This window comes from Lentzea sokolovensis, from assembly GCF_033949975.1.
Classification (GTDB): domain Bacteria; phylum Actinomycetota; class Actinomycetes; order Mycobacteriales; family Pseudonocardiaceae; genus Lentzea; species Lentzea sokolovensis.
Window position 1 is genome coordinate 1,121,030 of the sequence record NZ_JAXAVU010000001.1, and the last position, 26,930, is coordinate 1,147,959.

The following is a 26,930-nucleotide window of genomic DNA, read 5'->3' on the forward strand; positions in this document are numbered from 1 at the left end:
TCAGGAGATGCCGAACTCGGTGTCGAGCAGCCGGAACATCTCGTCGTCGGTGGCGGAGTCGAGCCGGTCGGTGATCGACTCGTCCTCTCCTCCGTCGCGCCACTGGGCGAGCAGGACTTCGAGGCGGGCCAGGACGCGACCGCGGTCCTGCGCGCCGGACGCCGCCAGCCCGGCTTCGAGCCGGTCCAGGTCGTCGGCGAGCAGGTCGGTCGCGGGCTCCACCAGGGACTTCAGGTGCACGGCGACGGCGGCGGCCGTCGGGTGGTCGAAGACGAGAGTGCTGGGCAGAGCGAGTCCGGTCGCCCTGGACAGCCCGTTGCGCAGTTCGACCGAGGCCAGCGAGTCGAGGCCGAGGTCGCGCAACGGCTGGTGAACGTCGACCGCCTCGGACGCGGAATGCCCGAGCACCACGGCGATCTCGCCGCGCACGATGTCGAGCAGCAACTGGTCGAGCTCGGATCCCTTGGCAGTGCTCAGGATCTCGGCGACCGCCCCGCCGGACGTCACCTCGGTGGCCAGCACCTCACGCACCTCGGGCAGGTCGCCGAGCAACGGACTCTGGCGCTGCGCCGTGAACGCGGGCACGAACCTCGTCCAGTCGACGTCCGCGACGACGACCGCCGGCTCGTCCCGTTCCACGGCCGCAACCAGTTCGGCGACCGCTCGGTGCGGCGGCAGCCCGGCGACACCGCGCCGTGCCATCTGAACCCCGGCCTCACCCTCGGCCATCCCGGGGCCGGCCCACGGCCCCCAGGCGATCGACGTGGCGGTCAGGCCACGGGCCCGGCGGGACTCGGCAAGTGCGTCGAGCGCCGCGTTGGCCGCCGAATAGGCACCCTGGCCGCCACTGCCCCAGGTGGCCGCGATGGACGAGAACAGCACGAACGCGTCGAGCGGGGTGTCCCCGAGCAGCGCGTCGAGGTGGAGCGCTCCCAGAACCTTGGCCGACCGGACGCGCGCGAACTCGGCAAGATCCGTGTCCACCAGGTAGTCGGGGTCGCCGAGACCGGCCGCGTGCACGACGGCCGACGGCGGGAACTCCGCCAGCAGCACAGCGAGCGCATCCCGATCGGCGACATCACACGCGCGCACCGTGACGCGCGCGCCAAGAGCTGTGAGGTCGTCGACGAGCCCGGAATCGGCCTGACCGCGACGACTGGTCAGCACCAGGTGCTCGGCACCGTCCGCCGCCAGCCTCCGGGCCACCTGCCCGCCGAGCGCACCGGTGCCGCCGGTGATCAGCACCGTGCCGCGAGGCCGCCACTCCCGGACCTTCCGGCCGCCGGGCGCCCGCACGAGACGCCGCCCGAACACCCCGGACGGCCGCACGGCGACCTGGTCCTCGGTGCCGCCGAGGATGTCGGCGAGGCCGAGGCCGGCTGCCGGGTCCACACCGCTACCCAGTACGGCCGCGGGGTCCACGTCGCCACTCAGGTCGACGCACCCACCCCACCGGCGCGGATGCTCCAGGCCGACCACGCGGCCCAGTCCCCAGATCTCGGCGGCAGCGGGATCCACCGCCTCACCCGGCTCGACCTGCACGGCATTGCGCGTCACGCACCACAGCGGCGCCTCACGACCCGCGTCGCCGAGCGCCTGCACGAGCACGAGCACCTCGCGGACGTCGGTGAGCAGCGACAGCACACCGTCGGTCTCCGGCAGCAACGCGGCGAGGTCCGCCCGGCCGATCCCGGCAGGCAGCTTCAGCACCGTGGCGTCGAGCCCCTCGACGACCTGTTCCGCCGCAACGCCTTCCGGCACGACGACCAGCCACGTACCCGAAGAGGCCGAGACGTCGACCGGCTTCCAGACCACGCGGTAACGCCAGTGCTCTGCTCCCCCGTCAGCCTCGGCACGCCACCGGGCCAGCGCGGGCAACAGCGAATCCACAGTGGACTCGTCAACCGCGAGGGTGTCCGCCAGACCCACGACATCACCGTCGCGGACAGCAGCCCAGAACCGCTCGCCCGCCGGGTCGGCGGCCGCGGGTGAGCCGGGCGCGAGCCAGTACCTCTCCCGTTCGAACGGGTATGTAGGCAGCTCGACCGGAACGTCCGCCGAACCGAGCAGCTCAGTCCACTGTGGACCGAATCCGGCAACGTGCAACCGGCTCAGCGCGGTGAGCAGCGTCTCCGGCTCGGACCTGTCCGCGCGCAGCACCGGCACGGCGCCATCGACCAGCGCGGACAGCACCGCGTCCGGACCGATCTCGACGAACGTGGTGACGCCGTCGGCGCGCAGCGCCTCGACGCCGTCCGCGAACCGGACCGTCGCCTCGATCTGACCGGCCCAGTACTCCGCCGTCGCCGGATCGGCCGTCCCGCCGGTGGGCACCATCGGCAGCGCGGCCGGGCCGAACGCCAGGCCGTCGAGCACGGTACGGAAGTCCGGCAGCATCGGCGCCATCAACGGCGAGTGGAACGCGTGACTCGTGTTGAGTCGCTTGGTCTTGGCGAACCTCGACGCCACCGCGGTGACCGCGTCCACCTCTCCGGACAACACCACGGCCGAAGAACCGTTCACCGCCGCCAGCGACACCCCTTCAGCAAGCGGCAGAACCTCGTCCTCCGAAGCCTGCACGGCGATCATCACGCCACCAGGCGGCAAGGCCTGCATCAAGCGGCCACGGGCAGCCACCAGCGCGGCCGCGTCCTCCAGACTCAGGATCCCGGCGACGTGCGCCGCGGCGATCTCGCCGACGGAGTGCCCGAGAACGACGTCCGGGCGCACTCCCCATCTCTCCAGCAGCCGCACGAGCGCGACCTCGATCGCGAAGATGCCCTGCTGCGCGAACTCGGTGCCGTCGAGCTCCGGTCCGCCGTCGAGCACGACCTCCCGCACGCGCGGGTCGAGGCAGGCACACACGGAGTCGAACGCGTCCGCGAAGTCCGGGTACGTCTCGTGCAGTTCACGCCCCATCCCGGCACGCTGAGAACCCTGACCTGTGAACAGGAACGCCGTCCGGCCGGGCCGGGCGACTCCGGTGATCGCGCCACGGCCGTCCCGGATCGCGGCCAGTCCTGCCGCGCGGTCCTCTGGATCAGTGGCGACGACCACGGCCCGGTGCTCGAACGCGGCACGTCCGGCCGCGAGCGCCCGCGCGACGTCCACCGCATCGGCGTCGACCGCGAGCAACCGCTCGGCCTGCGCCCGCAGCGCCGTCTCGGTGCGAGCCGACAACAGCCACGGCACAGGTCCGACAAAATCCCGTTCCGCCGCAACGACTTCCGCTGCTTGCTCAAGGATGACGTGTGCATTGGTGCCACTGACGCCGAAGGACGACACAGCGGCCCGGCGAACATCGGTCTCCGGCCACGGAGTGGTCTCGGTCAGCAACGAGACCGCGCCCGCCGTCCAGTCCACCTTGGCCGACGGCGTGTCGAGGTGCAGCGTCCTGGGCAGCACGCCGTGCCGCATCGCCTCGATCATCTTGATGACCCCGCCGACGCCCGACGCGGCCTGGGCGTGCCCGATGTTCGACTTCAGCGAACCCAGCCACAGCGGGACCTCCCGATCCTGTCCATAGGTCGCGAGCACGGCCTGTGCCTCGATCGGGTCGCCCAGCACGGTGCCGGTCCCGTGCGCCTCGACCACGTCGACGTCCGAAGTGGACAGACCGGCGTTGGCCAGCGCCTGCCGGATCACCCGCTGCTGGGACGGTCCGTTCGGGGCGGTGAGCCCGTTCGACGCACCGTCGGAGTTCACCGCCGATCCGGCGACCACGGCGAGCACCGGGTGGCCGTGCCTGCGGGCGTCCGAAAGCCTTTCCAGCAGCAGCATTCCCGCGCCTTCCGCCCACGCCGTGCCGTCGGCGTCGTCGGAGAACGACTTGATCCGCCCGTCCGGTGCGAGCCCGCGCTGACGGCTGAACTCGACGAACGCGCCGGGACTCGACATCACCGTCACCCCGCCCGCGAGCGCCAGCGTGCACTCACCGGCACGCAACGCCTGCGCGGCGAGGTGGAGCGCGACCAACGACGACGAGCACGCGGTGTCGACGGTCAACGCCGGCCCCTCGAACCCGAAGGTGTACGCGATCCGGCCGGACAGCACGCTGGCCGCGGTGCCGGTGCCGAGGTTTCCGCCGACGTGCTCGGGCGCCTCGTGCAACGGCGGGCCGTAGTCCTGCGAGGCGACACCGGCGAACACGCCGACGACATCCCCGCGCACCGCCCGCGGGTCGATGCCCGCGTGTTCGAAGGTCTCCCAGGTGACCTCCAGCAGCAGCCGCTGCTGGGGATCCATCGCCAGCGCCTCGCGCGGGCTGATGCCGAAGAAGGCGGCGTCGAACCCGGCCGCGTCCGCCAGAAAGCCACCGTGGGCGACGTAGGTCTTCCCCGGCCGGCCCGGTTCAGGGTCGTGCACCTCGTCCAGATTCCAGCCGCGGTCCGCCGGGAACGGCGTGATCGCGTCGGTGCCGGCGAGCACGACGTCCCACAACCGCGCCGGGGACGTGACATCGCCCGGATAGCGGCACCCCATGCCCACGACGACGATCGGGTCGTCCGAACCCGCGTGCGCGACGAGCGCGGCTCCGGTCCCGGTCTCTCCCACCAGCCACGCGGCCAGCGCGTCAGGCGTCGGGTAGTCGAAGACGAGCGTCGGCGGCAACGTCAGCCCGGTCGCCCTGCTCAGCCGGGAGCTCAGCTCCACCGCGGTGAGCGAGTCGAACCCCAGGTCGGCGAACGCGCGGTCGCCGTCGAGGGCCTCCGGATACCCGAGCACGGCGGCGGCCTGCGCGCGCACCAGGTCGATCAGCTCGATCCGGTCCCCCGGTGAGGGAACAGCAGGACGCTCTGAAACCGGGGCACCGCTCGCCGTAGTGAGCCAGTAACGCTCGTGCTGGAAGGCGTACGTGGGCAGGTCGGTCGGCCGCGCGCCGGTCCCGGCGAAGTAGGCGGACCAATCAACGGGAACACCGTGGACGTGCAGGGTCCCGATGGCGGTCAGCAGTGTGGCCACCTCGTCCCGGTCCGGGCGCAGCGCGACAGCCGTCACGGCGTCGGAGAGCCCGCGGGCCAGCGCGGTGAGCACGCCGTCGGGTCCCAGTTCCAGATAGGCCGTGACGCCCTGCTCCTCCAGTGACGCGACGGCCTCCGCGAAGCGCACCGCGTCCCTGGCCTGACCGGTCCAATACTCCACAGTGGACAGATCAGCCTCGGTCCGCCCGGTGCGAGTCGACACGAACGGCACGCTCGGCGACCGGAAGTCCAGCTCCCGCACGACTTCCGCCAATGGCGCGAGCACAGGGTCCATCGCGGCGGAGTGGAACGCGTGACTCGTCGCCAGGCGCCGGGTGCGGCGCCCCTGTGCAGCCCAGTGGGAAACGACCTCCGCGACGGCGTCCTGGGGCCCGGAGACGACGACCGAAGACGGCCCGTTCACGGCGGCGAGGTCCACACCGACCGGCAATGTGGCAACGAGTTCTTCCTCGCCGGCCTCGATCGCGGCCATGGCACCACCTGCGGGCAACGCGGCCATCAACCGACCTCGAGCGGCCACCAGTGCCGCCGCGTCGGCCAGGCTGAGCACTCCCGCCAGGTGGGCGGCGGTGATCTCGCCGAGCGAGTGCCCCGCGACGACATCGGCCCGGACACCCCACGACTCGACGAGCCGGGCGAGCGCCACCTCGACCGCGAACAGGCCTGCCTGCGCGTAGTCGGTCCGGTCGAGCAGCCCGTCGGCGTCGGCGAACACGACGTCCTTGAGCGACGGCCCCTGCCGGTGCGCGTCGATCTCCGCGCACACCTCGTCGAACGCGGCAGCGAACACCGGGAACGCCGCGTGCAGCTCCCGCCCCATCCCGGCCCGCTGAGAACCCTGACCGGTGAACAGAAACGCGAGCTTGGTGTCTCCAGAAGCCCTGCCCTGCACGAGATCGGCGGCGGGAAGACCGGCGGCCAGCGCCGTCAACCCGGCCTGCAGCCCGTCCCGGCCCACAACAACCGCCCGATGGTCCAGCAACGCACGGGTCGTCGCCAGCGAGTAGGCAGAGTCCAGAGAGTCAACGCCCGCCTCGGCCAGCCTGGCCGCCTGCGCCCGCAGCGCCTCCGGAGACTTCGCCGACAGCAGGAACGGCAGAACAGCCTCCGTCGCGACCGGCACTGGTTCGGGCCCGGCGGGAGCTTCCTCGACGATCACGTGCGCGTTGGTACCGCTGACACCGAACGACGAGACCCCGGCGCGACGCGGACGTTCCCCGGCAGGCCAAGGCCGCGGCTCGGTCAGCAGCTCGACCGCTCCGGCGGACCAGTCGACGTGGGGCGAGGGCTCGTCCGCGTGCAGCGTGCGCGGCAACGTCCCGGCACGCAGGGCGAGAACCGTCTTGATGATCCCGCCGACACCGGCCGCGGCCTGGGCGTGCCCGAGGTTGGACTTGAGCGACCCCAGCCACAGCGGGGTCTCCCGGTCCTGACCGTAGGTGGCGAGGATCGCCTCCGCCTCGATCGGGTCACCGAGGACCGTGCCGGTGCCATGCGCCTCCACAGCGTCCACATCGGACGGAACGATCCGGGCGTCGGCCAGCGCCGCCCGGATCACCCGCTGCTGCGCGAGACCGCTGGGCGCGGTGAGACCGTTGGACGCGCCGTCGGAGTTGACCGCCGACCCGGCCAGCACGGCGAGCACGCGGTGACCGTTGCGTTGTGCGTCGGACAGGCGTTCCAGCACCAGGACGCCGACGCCCTCCGCCCAGCCGGTGCCGTCCGCACCGGCGCCGAAGGACTTGCAACGCCCGTCCGGGGCGAGGCCGCGCTGACGGCTGAACTCGACGAACCCACCGGGCGTGCTCATCACCGACACACCGGCGGCGAGGGCCAGGGTGCTCTCCCCCGCGCGCAGCGACCGGATCGCCAGGTGCACCGCGACGAGCGACGCCGAACACGCGGTGTCGACGGTGAGCGCCGGTCCCTCCAGGCCGAACGCGTACGCGATCCGTCCGGAAAGGACACTGGCGGCCAGTCCGGTGAGCAGGTGGCCCTCGACCTCGGCGGGTGCCTCGTGCAGGCGCGGCCCGTAGTCCTGGCCGTTGGTGCCGACGAAGACGCCGATCCTGTTGCCGCGCACGGAATCCGGGGCGATACCGGCCCGTTCGAACCCCTCCCACGCGGCTTCGAGCAGCAGACGCTGCTGCGGGTCCATCGCGAGGGCCTCGCGCGGGCTCAGGCCGAACAGCTCGGCGTCGAACCCCGCGACGTCGTCCAGGAACCCGCCGTGCCGGACGTAGCTGGAGCCGGGCGCCTCGCTCGGGTCGTGCAGCCTGTCGAGGTCCCAGCCCCGGTCGGCGGGGAACCCGGTGACGGCGTCCCGTCCCTCGGCGACCAGCGTCCAGAGGTCCTCCGGCGTCCGCACCCCGCCGGGGTACCGGCAGCTCATGCCGACGACGGCGACGGGCTCGTGCGCCTGCTCCTCCAGCTCGCGGACCCGGCCCCGCGCCTCGCGCAGATCACCGGTGGCGCGCTTGAGGTAGTCCAGGAGTTTTTCTTCGTTGGTCACGACGCGGCACCCAGTTCCTGATCCAGCAAGGCGAACATCTCGTCGGCACTGGCTTCGTCCAGGTCCGCCGTGGCGTCGGGTCCCGGCGCGATCAACGCGCGCAACCTGGTCAGCACCCGCGCTCGGGCCGCGCCGTCGAGGTCGCGCAGACCCGACTCGACGGCGTCGAGGTGGCGGTCCAGACCGCCGGTGCCCGAACCCGACACCTCGGCCTCCAGGTGTGCGGCGAGCGAGGACACCGTCGGGTGGTCGAACACGACCGTCACCGGCAGGTCCAGCCCGGTCGCGGAGGCGAGCCGGTTGCGCAGCTGGACACCCGCCGCGGAGTCGAGGCCCAGTTCGCGGAACGACCCGGTGAGCTCGACCTCCTCCGGCGTCGCGTGCCCGAGCACGGCGGCCGCGGCGGAACGGACCAGCTTCACCAGCGTCCGCCGCCGTTCCTGGCCGGTCTGCCCCGCCAGGTAGCCGGACCACCTCTCGGCGGCGCCCGCCACCGGTGCCGCTCCCGCCGCCGGACCGGTCGTGGTCAGCCAGTAGTCGCGGTGGTCGAACGCGTACGTGGGCAGGTCGACCCGCCGTCCTGCGGGAAGCAGCCAGTCGACGCCAACGCCGCGCACAGCCAGTTCGGCCAGCGACAGCCGGACCCGCGCGAGGCCGCCATCGCCTCGGCGCAATGCCCCGGCCACGACAGCGCCCGGTGCGGTCTGCTGCATGCCCATCGTCAGCACGGGATGCGGGCTCAGCTCGACGAACGCGGTCCGGCCCTCGGCCATCAACAGTCGCATCGCCGGGTCGAACAGCACCGGCTCGCGCAGGTTGGTGAACCAGTACCGCGCGTCCAGGCCCGTGGTGTCGAAGAACGAGGCGGTCACCGCCGACACGAACGGGATCTCCGCCTGACGCGGCCGGATCGGGGCGAGGTCGGCCAGCAGCCGCTCCCGCAGCGAGTCGACCTGTGCGGAGTGCGACGCGTAGTCCACCGGGATCCGCTTCGCGCGGTCGCCGCAGTGTTCGACCAGCTCGTCCAGCGCCTCGGGCGTGCCGGAGACGACGACGGACTCGGCTCCGTTGACCGCGGCGATCGAAAGCCCTGATCGTTGAGCCAGCAGGGTTTCGACCTCCGCGACCGGCACCCGCAACGACACCATGCCGCCGCGGCCGGACAGCTCGGCCAACGCCCTGCTGCGCAGCGCCACGACTCGCGCACCGTCCGAAAGAGACAGTGCACCCGCCACGCACGCGGCGGCGATCTCGCCCTGGCTGTGCCCGAGCACGGCCGCCGGACGGACACCGTGGGACTGCCACAACGCGGCCAGCGACACCATCACGGCCCACAGCGCGGGCTGGACCACGTCGACGCGGTCGAGCTCGTCACCGCGCCGGAGCACGCGCAGCAGGTCGAAGTCGGTGAACGGCGCCAGCGCAGCGGCGCACTCGACCAGCCGCGCGCCGAACACCGGCGACGTGTCGAGCAGTTCCCTGCCCATGCCGGCCCACTGCGATCCCTGCCCCGGGAAGACGAACACCGCTGCCGAATCCGCGTCAGCGAGCCCGGTGACCGCGGTGGAGGTCTCCTCACCGGCGGCGAGCGCGGCGAGTCCGCGGCGACGCGTCTCCACATCCGGGCCGAACACGACCGCGCGATGCTCGAACGAGCTGCGCGAGGTCAGCAACGAGTGCGCGACATCGACCGCGCGATCGTCCGCACAGGACATCAATCGGGCGGCCTGACCTCGCAACGCGGCGGCACTGCGTGCGGAGAACACCCACGGCACCGAAGGGTCGTCCAGCCCGGACGGCTCCGCCGCCACAACCGGCGCCTCTTCGAGGATCACGTGGGCGTTGGTGCCGCTGACACCGAACGAGGACACCCCGGCCCGGCGCGGCCGCTCCCCAGCGGGCCACGGCCGTGCCTCGGTCAGCAGCGAGACCTCTCCCGACGTCCAGTCGACGTGCGGTGACGGCGAGTCCGCGTGCAACGTCTTCGGCAGAACGCCGTGGCGCAACGCGAGGATCATCTTCAACAACCCGGCCACCCCTGCGGCGGCCTGGGTGTGGCCGAGGTTCGACTTGACCGAACCGAGCCAGAGCGGTTTCGGCCGGTCCTGCCCGTAGGCCGCGAGCAACGCCTGAGCCTCGATCGGATCCCCCAGCGCAGTGCCGGTGCCGTGCGCCTCGACGGCGTCCACATCGGACGCGGACAACCGCGCGTCGGCCAGTGCCGCGGCGATGACCCGCTGCTGCGCAGGACCGTTGGGTGCGGTGAGCCCGTTGGACGCGCCGTCCGAGTTCACCGCCGAGCCGCGCACCACGGCCAGCACGGGGTGCCCGAGCCGGACCGCGTCCGAAAGCCGTTCCAGCAGCAGGACTCCCGCGCCCTCGGCGAAGCCGGTCCCGTCCGCCCCCGCCCCGAACGCCTTGCAGCGCCCGTCGGCGGAGAGCCCGCCCTGGCGCGAGAACTCGACGAACACCGACGGCGTGGCCAGCACCGTCGAGCCGCCCGCGAGCGCGAGCGTGCACTCGCCCCGGCGCAACGACTGCACAGCGAGGTGCACGGCGACCAGCGACGACGAGCAGGCCGTGTCGAGGGTCAGCGCCGGGCCCTCGAAGCCGAAGGCGTAGGCGACCCGGCCCGAGGCGAGCGACCCGGACGTCCCCATCAGCACCCGGCCGGCGAGGTCGGCGTCGGACGCGCCGGTCCCGTAGTCCTGGTACATGGTTCCGGTGAACACGCCCGTCTTGCTGCCGCGCAACGACATCGGGTCGATTCCCGCGCGTTCGACCGCCTCCCAGGAGACTTCGAGCAGCAGGCGGTGCTGGGGGTCGGTGACCTCGGCCGCGGCGGGCGAGATGCCGAAGAACCCCGCGTCGAACGCACCCGGTTCGGTGAGGAAGCCGCCGTGCCGGGTGCTGGAGTGCCCCGGCTCGTCCGGCTGGTGCAGGTCGTCGACGTCCCAGCCGCGGTCGCCGGGGAACTCCGTGATCGCGTCGGTGCCGTCGGCGAGCAGCCGCCACAGGTCCTCCGGCGTCGTGATACCGCCGGGATAGCGGCAGCCGGCGCCGACGATGGCGATCGGCTCCTCGGCCGCCCGCAGGCGCTCGCGCGCCTGGTGCAGTTCGACGGTGACCCAGCGCAGGTTCTCGAGCAGCACCCGGTCGTCGTGCTCAGCCATGGTTGCCCAGCTCCTTGGAGATGAAGTCGAGGATTTCGTCGGCCGAGGCGGTGCGCAGCCGCTGTGCCGGGTCGTCCGGCGCGAGCTCCGGCCGCCGCAGCCGGGCCCCCAGCGCGTCGAGCCGGGCGGCGACAGCGGCCAGCACGGACGAGTCCACTGTGGACTCCGCCAGTACCGCCTCCAGCCGGTCCACGTGGTCGAGCACGATCGGCCGTGCCGGTTCGGTGACCAGCCCGCGTTCGAGGTGCGCGGCGACGGCGGCCGGGGTCGGGTGGTCGAAGATCAGCGTCGCCGGCAGCCGGACGCCGGTCGCGGCGGTGAGCCGGTTGCGCAGCTCGACCGCGGTCAGCGAGTCGAACCCGATCTCGGCGAACGGCTGCGCGGGGTCGACCGCGGCCGTTCCCCGGTGCCCGAGCACCGCCGCGACCTCGCCGCGCACCAGGTCGAGCAGCACCTGCTGCCGCTCGGCCGCGGGCACGTCGCTCAGCCGGATCTGACTCTTCCGCGGGGTGACAGGAGTGCGCACGAGCCCGCGCAGCAGCGGCGGAATCTCGCCGAGCCGCGCCGCCGACGTCTCCAGCCGCACCGGGAACAGCACCGCGTCCCCGGCCGCCCAGGCCGCGTCGAACAGGTCGAGGCCCTGACGGCTCGACAGCGGCAGCACGCCCGTGCGGCTCAGCCGTCCGACATCGGCTCCGCTCGTCATCGTGCTCGCCTCGGCCCACAGCCCCCAGCCCAGCGAGAGCGCGGGCAGTCCTTGCGCCCGGCGCTGACTGGCGAGCGCGTCGAGGTAGGCGTTCGCGGCCGCGTAGTTGGCCTGGCCCGCCGTGCCGAGGGTGCCCGCCACCGACGAGAACAAGACGAAGCTGCGCAGGTCCGCGGTGAGTTCGTGCAGGTGCCGGGCCGCGTCGATCTTGGGTCGCAGCACGGTGTCGAGCCGCTCGGGCGTCAGCGCGGTGAACGTCGCGTCGTCGAGGACACCGGCGGCGTGCACGACCGAGGTCAGCGGGTGCTCGGCCGGGATCGCGGCGAGCACCTCCGCGAGCCGGGAACGGTCGGCGGCGTCCGCGGCGACGATCTCGGCGGCCGCGCCCAGTTCCGCGAGCTCGGCGACGAACTCGGCCGCGCCGTCGGTGGCCATTCCGCGCCGGCTCAGCAACAGCAGGTGCCGCGCGCCGTGGACGAGCACGAGGTGCTTCGCGACGAGTCGGCCGAGGGTGCCGAGCGCCCCGGTGACCAGCACGGTGCCGTCCGGGTCGAGCAACGGTTCGGTGGCGGCACGAACTTCCGCACGTGCCAACGCCGGGACGTGGGCGATGCCGGCGCGCAACGCGAGTTGTCCTTCACCGGTACCAAGTGCGGCGGGCAACGCACTCAACGACCGCGGGTCGTCGTCGATATCCGCCAGCACGATCCGGCCGGGGTGCTCGGCCTGCGCCGACCGCAGCAGGCCCCACACCGCCGCGCCCGCGAGGTCGGTGACGTCGTCCCCGGTGGCCGACCGGGTCAGCACGACCAGCCGTTCGTCGCCCGGCCGGTCCAGCCACTCGCGCACGAGATCAAGCTGCCGGACGAGCACCTCGCGTACGTCGCCGGTGCCCACGGGCGAGATCACGTCGGTCCCCGCGGGCGCGGTGACCTCGATCGGCTGCCACGCGAGCCGGTACAGCGAGTTCGAACCGGCCGCGAGTTGCGCAGGCGAGAACGGTCGCAGGGTCAGCGCGTCCGCGGTGAGCACCGGACGACCGTTGTCGTCGTCGACCGCGAGCGACACCGTGTCGAGGCCTGCGGACGAAAGCCTGACGCGCAAACGCTGAGCGCCCGAAGCATGGGAGGTGACGCCGGACCACGTGAACGGCAGTCGCGGGACGTCGTCAGCGAAGAAGTCACCGAGCCGCACGGCCTGGGCAGCGGCGTCGAGCAGCGCCGGGTGTACGACGAACGTGCCGGGCTCGGCGTCGATCGCGACCTCCGCGAAGACCTCGTCCCCCGACCTCCACGCACGCGTCAGGCCCTGGAACGCCGGCCCGTAGTCGAAGCCGTCCTCGGCCGCGGCGACGTAGAACTTCTCGACGTCCACCTCGACCGCACCCACCGGCGGCCAGGACAGCGCGGGCCGGGTGTCCGCGGGAGCCGCGAGCGTGCCCGACGCGTGCCGGGTCCACGGCAGGTCGCCGTCCTCAAGCCGGGCGTGGATCCGCAGCTCACGGCCTTCGGAGACGGTGACCTGGACGAGCACCGCGCCCTGGCGGGGCAGCACGAGCGGCGCCTCGACGGTCAGGTCCTCGACCGCGGCGCCCGTCTCCCGGGCCGCGTGCAGGGCCAGGTCGAGGAACGCGGTGCCGGGCAGCAGTGGCGTGTCGAGCACGGCGTGGTCGGCGAGCCACGGCTGCGTCCGCAGCGACACCCTGCCGGTGAACAGCCGGATGTCCTGCTCGGCGAGCCGGGTCGACGCGGTCAGCAACGGGTGCCCGGCGGCGTCGAGGCCCAGTCCGGTGACGCCGGGCAGCGCCTGCGGGGCGTCGAGCCAGAACCGCTCGCGCTGGAACGGGTACGCGGGCAGCGCGGCATGCGTCCCCGCGGGCAACGTCCAGTCCACCGGCACGCCGTGGACATGCGCCTCGCCGAGTGCGTTCAGAACCCGAACGAGAGAGCCGTCGTTGCGCTTCAACGTGCCGATCGCGACGGCGGTGTCGCTCACGTCGTCGAACGACTCGGCGAGCGCGGTGACGAGCACGGGATGCGGGCTGCACTCGACGAAGACGTCGTGACCGGTCGCCAGCAAAGTCTCGGTGGTGCGGGCGAACTCGACCGGCTGACGCAGGTTCCGGTACCAGTAACCGGCTTCCAGGTCCGCGGTGTCCGTGAGCGCCGCGGTCACCGTGGAGTAGAACGGGATCCGCCCCGGCTCCGGCCGCACCGGCGCCAGCACGCGAGCCAGTTCGTCCTCGATCAACTCCACGTGCGCCGAGTGCGACGCGTAGTCGACGGCGATCCGGCGCACCCGGATGTCTTGAGCAGTGGCCAACAGCTCCTCGACGGCGTCGGCATCGCCGGACACCACCGTGGAAGCCGCACCGTTCGCCGCGGCGACCGAGAGCCGCCCACCCCACGGGCCGATCAGTTCCCGCGCCCGCTCCACCGGGGCGCCAACGGACACCATTCCGCCACGACCGGAGAGCGCGAGCAACGCCTTGCTGCGCAACGCGACCACCCGAGCACCGTCCTCGACGGACAGTCCACCGGCGACGACGGCAGCGGCGATCTCGCCCTGGGAGTGCCCGACGACGGCAGCGGGCTCGACGCCGTGCGCCTGCCAGACCGCGGCGAGCGACACCATCATCGCCCACAGCGCGGGCTGCACCACGTCCACGCGGGTCAGCGCCTCGGCGTCGTCCAGCACCTCCAGCAGCTCCCAGTCCACAAAGGACGACAGCGCCGCAGCGCACTCGGACATCCGCTGGGCGAACACCGGTGAGGCTTGGAGAAGCTCACGCCCCATGCCCGTCCATTGCGCGCCTTGGCCGGGGAACACGAACACGATCCGGCGAGCCGCACGAGCCACACCCGCGCCAGTGCCGTGCTCGGCCAACGCGCCGAGCCCGGCCTGCAGATCACCCGCGATGACAGCGCGGTGCTCGAACCGCGACCGTGCCGCAAGTGCACGCGCAACACCGGCTTCGTCACCTCCGACCAGCGGAAGAAGCTGACGAGCCCGTTCCCGCAGAGCGAGTTCAGTTCGTGCCGACAGCACCCACGGCACCGGTTCGGTGGAGACAGTGGCCTTCGGCGCCGGAACACCTTCCAGGACGACGTGAGCGTTGGTGCCGCTGATCCCGAACGACGAGACCGCCGCACGCCGGGGCCGCGCGACCGAGGGCCAGTCGCGGGCCTCGGTCAGCAGCTCGACCGCGCCGGACTCCCAGTCGACGTGCGGTGAGGGCTCGTCGACGTGCAGCGTCTTCGGCAGCACGCCGTGCCGCATGGCCTGCACCATCTTGATGACCGCGCCGACACCGGCGGCAGCCTGGGCGTGCCCGATGTTCGACTTGAGCGACCCCAGCCACAAAGGCACTTCCCGGTCCTGGCCGTAGGTCGCCAGCAGGGCCTGCGCTTCGATCGGGTCGCCGAGCGGGGTGCCCGTTCCGTGCGCCTCGACCGCATCCACGTCCGAAGTGGACAGTCCGGCGGCGGCGAGCGCCTGGCTGATCACGCGTTGCTGGGAAGGCCCGTTGGGGGCGGTGAGGCCGTTGGAGGCGCCGTCGGAGTTGATCGCGGACCCGCGGAGTACCGCGAGCACCGGGTGTCCGTTGCGGCGCGCGTCGGACAGGCGTTCCAGCAGGATCATTCCGGCGCCCTCGGCCCAGGCGGTGCCGTCGGCCGCCGCCGCGAACGGCTTGCACCGGCCGTCCGGTGCCAGCGCGCGCTGGCGGCTGAACTCGACGAACGAACCCGGCGTGGCCATCACGGCGACGCCGCCCGCCAGTGCGAGCCCGCACTCGCCCTGCCGCAGCGCCTGGGCGGCCAGGTGCAGCGCCACCAGCGACGACGAGCACGCGGTGTCGACGGTGACGGCGGGGCCCTCGAAGCCGAAGGTGTAGGCCACGCGGCCGGAGACGACGCTGCCGGAACCGCCGGTGAACGAGTACCCCTCGGCCTCCTCCGGCAACGGGGCGAGCCGCGCGGTGTAGTCGTGGTACATGGCGCCCGCGAACACACCGGTCCGGCTACCGCGCAGGGACACCGGGTCGATGCCCGCGTTCTCGACCGCCTCCCACGAGGTTTCGAGGAGCAGGCGCTGCTGCGGGTCCATGGCGGTCGCCTCACGAGGGCTGATGCCGAAGAACTCCGCGTCGAACAGGCCGGCGTCGTGCAGGAACCCGCCACGCGTCGTGTAGGTGCGGCCAGGGCGGTCGGGGTCGGCGTCGTAGAGCGCCTCGACGTCCCAGCCGCGGTCGTCGGGGAAGCCGGTGATGGCGTCACGGCCGTCGGCGACCAGCCGCCACAGCTCGTCCGGGCTCGTCACCCCGCCGGGGAAGCGGCAGGCCATGGCGACGATCGCGATCGGGTCGCCCGAGATCTCGGTTCGCGCTGTGATCGCCTGACTGCCGTCGGGTCCGGCGAGTTCGGCGTGCAGGCGGTCGATCACCGCGGCCGGAGTCGGGTGGTCGAACAGCAGCGTGACGGGCAGCCGGAGTCCGGTGGCGGTGGCGAGGCGGTTGCGGAACTCGACCGAGGTGAGCGAGTCGAAGCCGATCTCCTTGAACGCGCGGTCCGGCGCCGCGGCCTGGTTCGCCAGCCCGAGCACGGCCGCGATCTCGCCGTGCACCAGCGCGGTCAGCGACTCCATGGTCATCGTCGCGTCGGAACGGACGTTCGTGCTCCGGCCCGCGCGCAGACGGACGAGACCCCGCAGCAGTGAGGGCACCGCTCCAGCGGCCCGCAGCCCGGCCTCGTCGAGCCGCAGTGGCACCAACATCGCGTCCTCGGCACCGCGGCACCGGTCGAGCAGCGCGAGAGCGTCCGAAGTGGACAGTGTGCCGACGCCGGCGCGGGACATCCGGATCCGGTCCTGGGCGGCGAGCCCGCCACCCATGCCGTCCGCCGTCTCCCACAGGCCCCAGGCCAGCGCGGTGGCGGGCAGGCCGACGTCCCTGCGGTGTGCGGCCAGCGCGTCGAGGAACGTGTTGGCGGCGGCGTAGTTCGCCTGCCCCGCCGTGCCCAAGGTGCCCGCGACCGAGGAGAACAGCACGAACTCGGCAAGGCCGGACGTCAGCTCGTGCAGGTGCCAGGCGGCGTCCACCTTGGCCCGCAGGACGTCGTCGAGCTGTTCCGCGGTGAGCGTCTCCACCGGGCCGTCGGCGAGGACGCCGGCGACGTGCACGACCGCGGTCAGTGGGTGAGCCTCGGGGACCTCGGCCAGCAGTGCCGCGAGCGCGTCGCGGTCGGCGACGTCGCAGCCGGCGAGGGTGACGTTCGCTCCCAGCGCCTCCAGTTCCGCGATCAGTTCCTCGGCTCCGTCCGCGGCCCTGCCTCGACGGCTGACGAGCAGCAGGTGCCGGAAGCCCTGCCCCGCCAGATGCAGGGCGAGCGCACGGCCGAGCCCGCCGGTCGCTCCGGTGAGGAGCACCGTGCCGTCCGGGTTCGCGGCCGACGCGACGTCCGGCACGGTGGCCCTGGCGAGCCGCGGCGCGAGGACGGCGCCGTCGCGGTGCGCGATCTCTGGTTCACCGGTGGCCGCCGCGGCCGCGATCTCGGCCGGGCTCAGCTCGCGGTCGCTGTCGAGCAGCACGAACCGGCCGGGGTGTTCGGCCTGAGCCGAGCGGACCAGACCGCGCACGGTGGCGTGCGCGAGGCCGCTGAGCACGAAGACGAGCCGGGCACCGTCGAACCTGGGGTCGGCCAGCCAGGTGCGGACGAGTCCGAGTGCGTGTGCCGCGGCGGTGTGCGCCTGCTCCGGCACCGAACCGGTGCCGGTTTCCGGCCGCACCGCGACGAAGTCAGGAACCTCGACGAGTGTGTCTAGGCCGACGGTGATCACGCACGCCGACGTGGTCTCCGGCGCGGGCACCGGGGTCCAGGTGATCCGGTACAGGTCGTCGTGCGCGACGGTGGCCGTCAGCTGGTCCGCGGTGACCGGTCGCAGCACCAGCGCGCCGACCGAGGCGACCGGCGCGCCACTGGTATCCACAATGGACATCTCGACGTCGTCGCCTGCGGGGGTGTACCGGACGCGGATCGCGCTCGCGCCGGTGGCGTGCAGGCGGACGTCGTGCCAGGAGAACGGGATCCGGCCCGCGACGACCCCGGCCGGGTCGCCGAACGCGACGGCGTGCAACGCACCGTCGAGCAACGCCGGGTGCAGTCCGTACGCCGCCGCTTCCGCCACGCGATGCTCAGGCAGAGCGACTTCGGCGAACAGCTCTTCGCCGCGCCGCCACACCGCGCGGAGGCACTGGAACTCAGGCCCGTAACCGAACCCGGCCTCGGCGAGCCTCGTGTACCGGCCGTCGAGGTCGACCGGCTCGGCGTCCGCCGGCGGCCACACCGGTTCGGACGGCGGCACGTCGCCTCCGGTCGAGACGAACCCGGCGGCGTGGCGAACCCAGCCCGCGGTCATCGAGGGCTGGTCGGGCCGCGAGGAGACGACGATCGTGCGCCGGCCGCTCTGCTCGGGTGCGCCGAGGGCGACCTGGACCTGGACGCGGCCGTCGGAGGGCAGGACCAGCGGTGTCTCCTGGACGAGCTCGTCGAGGCGATCGCAGCCGGCCTGCCCGGCCGCGAGCAGCGCCAGTTCCACGAAAGCGCTGCCGGGCAACAGGTTTGCGGCCAGCACGACGTGATCGGCCAGCCACGGCTGTGTGCGCGTGGACAGCACGCCGGTGAACAGGACGCCGTCGGTGCCCGCGATCTCGGCGCCACCGCCGAGCAGCGGGTGCCCGGTCGGGGTGAGCCCGGCGGCAGCGGCGTCGGCGGGCAGCGAGCGCGGTGGCAGCCAGAACCGGTGCCGCTCGAACGCGTAGGTCGGCAGGTCCACGGGAGAGGCGCCGGACGTGACGGCGGACCAGTCGGCCTCCGCGCCGCGCACGACCATCCCGGCCAGCGCGGTGAGCACGGACTGAAGATCGTTCCGTTCAGCCCTCAGCGTCGGCAGGACCGCGAAGTCGCCCTCCGGCAGGCAATCTCTGGTCATCGTGCTCAGCACGGCGTCCGGCCCGAGCTCGGCGAAGGTGGTGACTCCGGCGTCGGCCAGGCGGCCGATCGTGGCGGCGAAGCGGACGGTGTCACGGACGTGCCGGACCCAGTAGGCGGCGGTGCCGGGGTCGCCGTCCCCGCCGACCACCAGCGGAATCCGCGGCGGGTGGTACGTGACCGACTCGGCGACCTCGCGGAACGCGTCGAGCATCCCGTCCATCAACGGGGAGTGGAAGGCGTGGCTGACGGTGAGCCGCCGGGTCCGGCGACCGAGTTCCGCGAAGTGCCGCGCGACCGCCGTGACCGCGTTCTCCTCGCCTGCGACAACGACAGCGGCCGGTCCGTTCACCGCGGCGAGCGACACCTCGTCGCCGCACAGCGGGAGGACCTCGCCCTCGGCCGCCTCCACCGCGACCATCGCGCCGCCGGACGGCAGCGCCGCCATCAGCGCGCCCCTGGCCGCGACGAGCCGGGCCGCGTCGGCGAGATCGAGGATCCCGGCGAGATGGGCTGCGGCGAGCTCACCGATCGAGTGGCCGGCGAGGAACCCCGGCCGGACGTCCCAGTGCTCGAACAGCCGGAACAGCGCCACCTCGACGGCGAAGAGCGCGGGCTGGGTGTAGGAGGTCTGGTCGAGCAGCTCCGAGCCGGACGTGAACACGACAGTCCGCAGTGGACGGTCCAGGTGCGGGTCGAGCGCGGCGAACACGTCGTCGAGCGCTTGGGCGAACGGCGGGCAGGACTCGTACAGGTCCTGCGCCATCCGGGCTCGCTGCGAACCCTGGCCTGTGCAGAGGAACGCGAGCGCGCCCTGCGACGCCCGGCCGATTTCCCTGCCCTCCAGGGCGTCCAGCGCGGCCAGGTAGCCGTCGCGGTCGGCGGCGACGAGACCGGTCCTGTGCTCGAACCGGGTGCGAGCGGCCAGCGTGGTGGCCACTCCGGCGAGCGGCAGGTCCGGGTGGGCGATCAAGTGTTCCCGCAACCGCTTGGCCTGACCGACGAGCGCGTCCCGCGACTTCGCACTGATCAGCCACGGCGCCGGGGAGTCACTCGCCTGGCCCTGAACGGTGGCGGGCGCCTCCTCCAGCACCGCGTGCGCGTTGGTGCCGCTGATCCCGAACGACGACACGGCGGCCCGGCGGACACGGTCCCCCGCCGGCCACGCGACGGGTTCGGTCAGCAGCCGGATCTCGCCCGCGGACCAGTCCACGTGCGGGGAAGGCACCTCGGCGTGCAGCGTCTTCGGCACGACACCGTGCTGAAGAGCGAGCACGAGCTTCATCAGGCCACCGATCCCGGCCGCGGCCTGGGCGTGCCCGATGTTCGACTTCAGCGACCCCAGCCACAACGGAGTCTCCCGGTCCTGGCCGTAGGTGGCCAGCAGCGCGTGCGCCTCGATCGGGTCGCCCAGCACGGTGCCGGTGCCGTGCGCCTCGACCACGTCGACGTCTGAAGTGGACAGACCGGCGTCGGCGAGGGCCTGGCGGATCACCTTGCCCTGGGCGGGGCCGCTCGGCGCGGTGAGACCGTTGGACGCGCCGTCGGAGTTCACCGCCGAGCCGCGGACCAGCGCGAGCACGGGATGCCCGTGGCGGCGTGCGTCGGACAGCCGTTCCAGCAGGACGACGCCCACGCCCTCGGCCCAGCCGGTGCCGGACGCGTCGGCGGAGAAAGCGCGGCAGCGGCCGTCGTCCGACAGCCCGCCCTGCTTGGCGAACTCGACGAACATGCCCGGCCCGGACATCACGGCAACACCGCCGGCGAACGCGAGCCCGCACTCCCCAGCACGGAGCGCACGCACGGCCATGTGCAGCGCCACCAGCGAAGACGAGCATGCGGTGTCGACGGTGACCGCCGGGCCTTCGAGCCCGAAGACGTGCGCGACGCGGCCGGAGATCAGGCTGGTCGTCGTGCCGGTGAGCAGGTGCCCCTCGGACACCTCGGCGGCCTCGTGCAGCCGCGGTCCGTACTCGTGCGAGGTGGCACCGAGGAAGACGCCGTCGCGGTGGCCGCGCACGGTCTCCGGCCGGATGCCGGCGCGTTCGTACGCCTCCCAGACGGCCTGCAGGACAAGGCGTTGCTGCGGGTCCATCGCGAGGGCCTCGCGCGGACTGATGCCGAAGAACACCGGGTCGAACTCGGCCGCACCGGCGAGGAACCCGCCGTCGCGCACCGCGGTGCTGTCCCAGCCCCGGTCAGCGGGTGGCGGGCCGACCGCGTCCCGGCCCTCGGCGACGAGCCGCCAGAGGTCCTCGGGGCTGCGGACGTCACCGGGGAACCGGCAGGCCATGGCGACGATCGCGATGGGTTCGTCCGAGAGCCCGGACGTTTCGGGAGCCTCGGCCTCGGTCTCGCCGGCGAGGTGCGCGGCCACGGCCGCGGGCGTGGGGTGGTCGAACAGCAACGTCGCCGGCAGTGTGCGGCCGGTCGCCTCCGCCAGCCGGTCGCGCAGTTCGAGACCGGTCAGCGAGTCGACACCCAGGTCGCGGAAGGTCCGGGAGACGTCCACGTCCTCTGCGGACCGGTGTTCCAGGACGGCCGCGACTTCTGCGCGGACGAGTTCCAGCGGATCGACAGGATTGGTGGTGTCGAGCGCAAGTGGCTGTTCTCGTCGTTCCTGCGGCTCCGCCGACAGCCAGTAGGTCTCGCGCTGGAACGGATAGGTCGGCAGCTCGATCCGGTTGCCCTGCCACGCGGCGAAGACCGCACTCCACTCGACGTCACGACCGGTCACGTGCAGCGCGGCCAGTGCCCGCAGCAGAGCGGCTGTCTCCGACCGGGCACCACGTTGTGCCGCGACGATCTCGGCGCCGGTGACGGTCGCACGGGCCTGCTCGGTGAGCACCCCGGCCGGCCCGATCTCCACGAAGTCCGTTACTCCGGCAGCTTCAAGAGTCTGGACGGCGTCGGCGAAGCGGACGGCGTCACGGGCCTGGCGTACCCAGTACCCAGGGGTGTTCAGTTCGGTCGCGAGCAGCCCGGTCACCGTTGACACCACGGCCATTCGGGGGTCCGAATAGGACACTTGCGCCGCGATCCGGCCGAACTCCGCCAGCATCGGTTCGATCCGGGCGGAGTGGAAGGCGTGGCTGACGGTGAGCTGCTTGGTCCGGTGCCCGCTTGCCGCCAGCACCTCCGCGGCAGCGAGAACCGCGTCCTCGTCACCGGACAACACCACCGCCGCGGGCCCGTTCACCGCGGCAAGGCAGACCTGGTCGTTCAGGAGCGGGCGGACGTCGTCCTCCGTGGCCTCCACCGCGACCATCGCGCCGCCGACGGGCAGCGCCTGCATGAGCGCGCCTCGGGCGGCGACCAGCCTGGCGGCGTCCGCGAGGGAGAACACCCCGGCGACGTGCGCCGCGACGAGCTCGCCGACCGAGTGCCCGGCGACGAAGTCCGGCCGGATCCCCGCACTGGCGAACAACTCGAAGAGCGCCAGCTCGAAGGCGAACAGACCGGGCTGGGTGTACTCGGTGCGGTGGAGGTCGTCACCGTCCTCGCGCACGACGTCGGCGAGCGGCCGGTCGAGCAGGCCGTCGAACGCGGCACAGGCGGTCTCGAACGCCTCGGCGAACACCGGGAACGCCGACGCCAGTTCCACGCCCATCCCGGCGCGCTGGCTGCCCTGACCGCTGAACAGGAACGCGAGCGACCCGCGCGAGGCGACCCGGCCGCGGACGATCTCGTGCGCACGACCACCACCGGCCAGGGTGTCCAGGCCGCGCAGCAACGCCTCCTGGTCACGACCGACGACGACCGCGCGGTGCTCGTGGCGCTTTCGGGTGGTGGCAAGAGAAAGTCCGGCGTCAACCGCGTCCATTGAGGACAATGCGCTGCGCATCCGGGCTGCCTGCTCCCGCAGGGCGTCCGGCGTGCGGGCCGACAGCAGCCAGGGAAGCGCGGACGGCGCGCCGGGAGCGGTTTGTTCCCGCGCAGGCGCTTCCCGCACGACGACGTGACAGTTCGTGCCGCCCATGCCGAACGACGAGACGCCCGCGACGAGCGGCGCGCCGGGTTCGGGCCAGTCCGTCAACGCGGTCTGCACCCGCAGGCCGAGTTCCCGCACCACCGGATTGGGTGCTTCGAACCCGAGGCTCGGCGGCAGCTTCTTTTTGCGCAGCGCGAGAACGACCTTGACCAGCCCGGTGACTCCGGCGGCCGCCTCGGTGTGACCGATGTTCGTCTTCACGGAACCGACGGCCAGTCCGCGCCCGAACACCTGGCCGAGAGCGGAAGCCTCGACCGGGTCACCGGCCTTGGTGCCCGTGCCGTGGAGTTCGACGTACTGCACGGCACGCGGCGCGATCCCGGCGCGGTCGTACGCCAGCCGCAGCACTTCGGCCTGGGCGTCGGCGTCCGGAGCGGTGAGCCCGGCCCCGCCGCCGTCGTTGCCGACCGCGCTGCCGGCGATCACCGCGTGCACGAGGTCGCCGTCGGCGAGAGCCTGGTCGAGGGGCTTGAGTACGACGGCCGCGCCGCCTTCGCCACGCACGAATCCGTTGGCGCGCAGGTCGAAGACCCGAGCGGTCCCGTCCGGCGACAGACCGCCGAAGCGTTCGGCGAGGACAGCGCTTTCCGGCACGAGGTTGAGGTGCACACCACCGGCGATGGCGACCGCGCATTCCCCGCGGCGCAGGCTTTCCACGGCCTGGTGCACGGCGACCAGCGAGGACGACTGGCCGGAGTCGACGACGAAGCTGGGCCCGCGCAGGCCGAGCGCGTAGGAGACGCGGTTGGCGATGAGACCGCGGCGGACGCCCGCCATGGAGTGCCGGGTGACGGCATCGGCGCCCGCACGGTCGAGCAGGGTGGCGTAGTCGTCGGAAGCGGCGCCGACGAACACGCCGGTCCGCGCGCCCGGCACCGTGCCGGCGTTCTCCACGGCCTCCCAGGCGAGTTCGAGCATCAGCCGCTGCTGCGGGTCGATCGCGGCGGCTTCACGCGGCGAGATGCCGAAGAACGCGGGGTCGAAGTCCGCGACCCGGTCGAGGTAGGCGGCAGGCGGTGCGGCGGGGTCGGTGACCCGGCCGGCGGGCGGCGCACCGATCGCACATCGGCCGTCGCGCAGGAGTGCCCAGAACCCGGCCGGGTCGTCCGCCGCGGGCAGTCGGCAGGACAGGCCGATGATCGCAATCCCCTGCGGCATGAGCCCTCCTCGCCGTGTTGCCCGCATTGCCCGCAAAAACTAGAAAGAACGGCTTGCCGCTCACTTCCACCGACTTCCCCACCCCTGAAAGTCACGGATCGCAACGAAAGCGCTGCGATCCGTGACGTGCCGGACAGACGAAAGAGGGGCGGCCCTCACGGACCGCCCCTCGATGCCTTGTGCCGCCTCAGAACTGGGCGAGTGCCTCCCTGGCACGCCGTTCCAGCGCCGGCAGCCCCGCGGCGAGTGTCAGGCCCTCCGCGCACAGGTTCCGCGCGGCCTCGCGGTGGCCCAGGCCCACCTGTGCCTGCGCCAATGCCAGCAAGCAGTGCACCTCGATCTGCCGCAGCTGGTCCTTCCTGGCCAGTTGCAGGGCTTCCGTGCCGACCAGCAACGCCTCGTCGTGGTCGCCACAGGTGCCGAGAACCGTCGCCATCCCGCACAGCGCTTCCGCCACGTGCCAGGGCGAACCCCAGTGCCGTGCCACCGCTACGGCCTCCTCCTGGTGGCGCACCGCCGACGCGGACTCACCGAGCACCGCCTCCGCGCAGGCCAGCGCGTTGAGGGCGCCGACCTCCGTTTCGCGGTTCTGCTCGTGCCGCGCGATCTCCAGTCCCTGCAACGCCTGCGCGCGGCCCTGCTCGTAGTCGCCGAGGTCGATCGACACGAGACTCAGCCCGCACAACGCCGAAGCTTGGCCGTACGGATGGGAAAGCGCCTTGTGCAGCTCGAACGCCCTGGTCAGCGAACGCCGTGAGCCGGCGAGGTCGTCCTGCAACCGTTGCACGAGACCGATCCCGACGAGCACGGCGGCGGTGCCGAGCTGGTACCTCTCCGCGGCGGCGAGCTCCAGCGCCTCGTCCAGGCACGCGCGGGCCGCGTCGAGCGCGCTGCGCTGCCGGTGCACCGAGGCGAGGTTGTTGAGCGCGATCATCTGGCCGAGCCGGTGACCGTGCTCCCGGTGCAGCTCCAGCGCACCCTCGAACTGCTCGGCGGCCCTGTCGAAGCGGCCCGCCACCCGCAGCGCGATCGCCGACGCGTTGAGCGCGGAAGCCTTCCCCTCCGGCCAGTTCACCTTCTCGAACACGCGCAGTGCCTCGGTCATCCACTCGACCGCCTGCTCGTGCCGTTCCCTGTGGACGAACGCGAGCCCGATGCTCTGCGCGGTGACCGCTTCCACAGCGGGCACGTGCTGCCGGCGCGCCGCGGCGAGGACGGTGGTCGCGAGCTCGACCCACTCGACCCGCCGGCCGCGGTGGTAGAACGACGTGCGCACGGCGTCCGCGAGATACCAGGCGATCGGGTACGGCCCTTCGGTCACCGCCTGCGTGACGACGGCGGACAGGTTCTCGTGCTCGGCGTCCAGCCAGGCCGCCGCCTCCGCCGCGTCCGCGAAGGAGATCGGGTTCTCCGGCACGACAACGGGTTCCCGCGGCAGCCGCTGGTCGTGCCGGCGCCCGAACGTGCGCTCGGCCGCGTCGGCACCGGACAGGTACCGCGCGAGGAACCGCTGCCAGGACTGGGTCCGCGCTTGCGCCGGTTCGTCCGCGAGAGCCTGCCGCAACGCATAGGCGCGCAGCAGGTCGTGCAGCCGGTAGCGCCCGGCCACGTGCTGCTCGACCAGGTGTGCGGCGGCGAGCTGCCGCAGCTGACGCTCCACCGTGGGCACCGCGTCCCCGGTGAGCGTCGCCGCACCGCAGGCGGTGAAGTCGACGCAGGAGGCCAGGCCCAGCAGGCGGAACAGCCGCCGCAGCTCAGGAGCGAGCGCCTCGTAGGAAACGGTGAATGCCCGCGTCACAGCGCTTTCGTCGGCGTCGTCGAGGATCAGCTGCCCCAGCCGGTCGCCCTTGGCGAGCCCCGCCGCCATCGCGGCGACGCTGCTGTCCGGGCAGGTCACGATGTTCGCCGCGGCAATGCGCAACGCCAGCGGCAGATGCCCGCACAACCGCGCGAGCTCTCCCGCCGCCTCCGCCTCGGCCACCATCCGGTCCTGCCCGAGCAGCCCGTCGAGCAGCGCCCGCGAGTCCTCACCGGTGAGCGGGCCGAGGCCGAGCGAGAAGGCACCGAGCTCGGCGACCAACCGGCCGAGCCGGTTGCGACTGGTCACCAGCACGGTCCCGGTGGGCGGCAACAACGGCAACACCTGCTCGGCATCCCGCGCGTTGTCGAGCACCAGCAACACCCGCCGATCGGCGAGCAACGACCGGTAAAGCCCGGCCTGCGCGTCGACCTCCTCGGGAATCCGTTGCGGCTCAACACCCAGCCCCCGCAACAACTGAGCCAGCGCCACCGCGGGCTCCATGGGCTCGCGGTCGGCGTCAAAGCCGCGCAGATTCACATAAAGCTGCCCGTCGGGGAACTGGTCGCGCACGCGATGAGACCAGTGCAACGCCAGCGCCGTCTTCCCGACCCCGGGAATGCCGTGGACGATCCAGACGTCCGAGTCCCCGGCCCGCGCGCCGAGCTGCCGGTCCAGCCGCGCCAGCTGCTCGGCCCGCCCGGCGAATCCGCGCACGTCACGCGGCAACTCCGCAGGCCGCGCCGGCGACACGACCTCCACCGCGGCGGCTTGAGGTTGCTCGGGCTCGTCCTCTTCCCCCTGAAGCACCTGCACGTGCATGGCGCGCAACCGTTTCCCGGGCTCGACCCCGAGTTCGGCGTCAAGCCGTTCGCGCGTCTCGTTGTAGACCTCCAGCGCTTCGGGCGTCCGCCCGGACCGTTGCAGAGCGAGCATCAGCTGCTCCTGCAAGCGTTCGCCAAAGGGGTACTCGTTCACGAACCGGCGCAACTCCTGCAGCACATGCGCGTGCCGCCCGATCGCGAGCTCGGCGTCGAAAAGCGTCTCCAGCGCGGCCATCCGCTGCTCGGCCAGCACCTGCCCGCTACGCCGCACCAACATGTCAGTGGTACCACCCAACGGCGGCCCCTGCCACAGCTCAAGCACGGCACGCAGCCGGTCGACACCACGACGCGGCTCACCACAGTCGATGAGCCGACGAGCGTCCTTGGTGATGTCGTCGAAAACCTCGACGTCCAGCTCACCGGCCCCGACCTCGATCAGGTACCCGGGCTCACGGCGCACGATCACCTCACGCCCAAGCAGCTTCCGCAGCTCCCACACACGAACCTGCAACTGCCCACGCGCACTGGCCGGCGGCCGATCCTCCCAAAGCAGGTCGATGAGCTGATCCTCGGACACCACCTGGTTGGCGTTGAGCAACAAGGCAGCCAGCACAGTCCGCTGCTTGGGCCCGCCAAGCCGAGCCGGCCCCTCAGCGCCGACAACGGTGACCGGCCCAAGCAGCCGGTACTTCAAATCCGCGAACGCCGGAATGGCCAGCACGGGCGCACGCCCGTCCGACCGGCTCCGCACGTGCGCGGCGAGCGATCTGGGGGCGATGTCGTGGTCGACTGTCATCGGC

General features: G+C 72.6%; 4 protein-coding genes. All 4 read right to left on the reverse strand.

Features of this window, described 5'->3' with window-relative positions:
* On the reverse strand, nt 1-7,494 hold the full coding sequence (locus SK854_RS04410) for a type I polyketide synthase (protein ID WP_319973642.1): 7,494 nt from the start codon (nt 7,492-7,494) through the stop codon (nt 1-3).
* Entirely contained in the window at nt 7,491-10,667 is a 3,177-nt protein-coding gene (locus SK854_RS04415) for a type I polyketide synthase (RefSeq protein ID WP_319973643.1), read from the reverse strand. The genes SK854_RS04410 and SK854_RS04415 overlap by 4 nt, the downstream gene beginning before the upstream one ends.
* A complete protein-coding gene (locus tag SK854_RS04420) occupies nt 10,660-23,508 on the reverse strand; it encodes a type I polyketide synthase (protein ID WP_319973644.1) in 12,849 nt (4,282 codons plus the stop codon). Before SK854_RS04420 ends, SK854_RS04415 begins: the two co-directional genes overlap by 8 nt.
* Before the next feature lie 187 nt (nt 23,509-23,695).
* Nucleotides 23,696-26,926, reverse strand: a complete 3,231-nt coding sequence (locus SK854_RS04425; protein ID WP_319973645.1) for an AfsR/SARP family transcriptional regulator — start codon at nt 26,924-26,926, stop codon at nt 23,696-23,698.
* Nucleotides 26,927-26,930 lie beyond the last annotated feature (4 nt).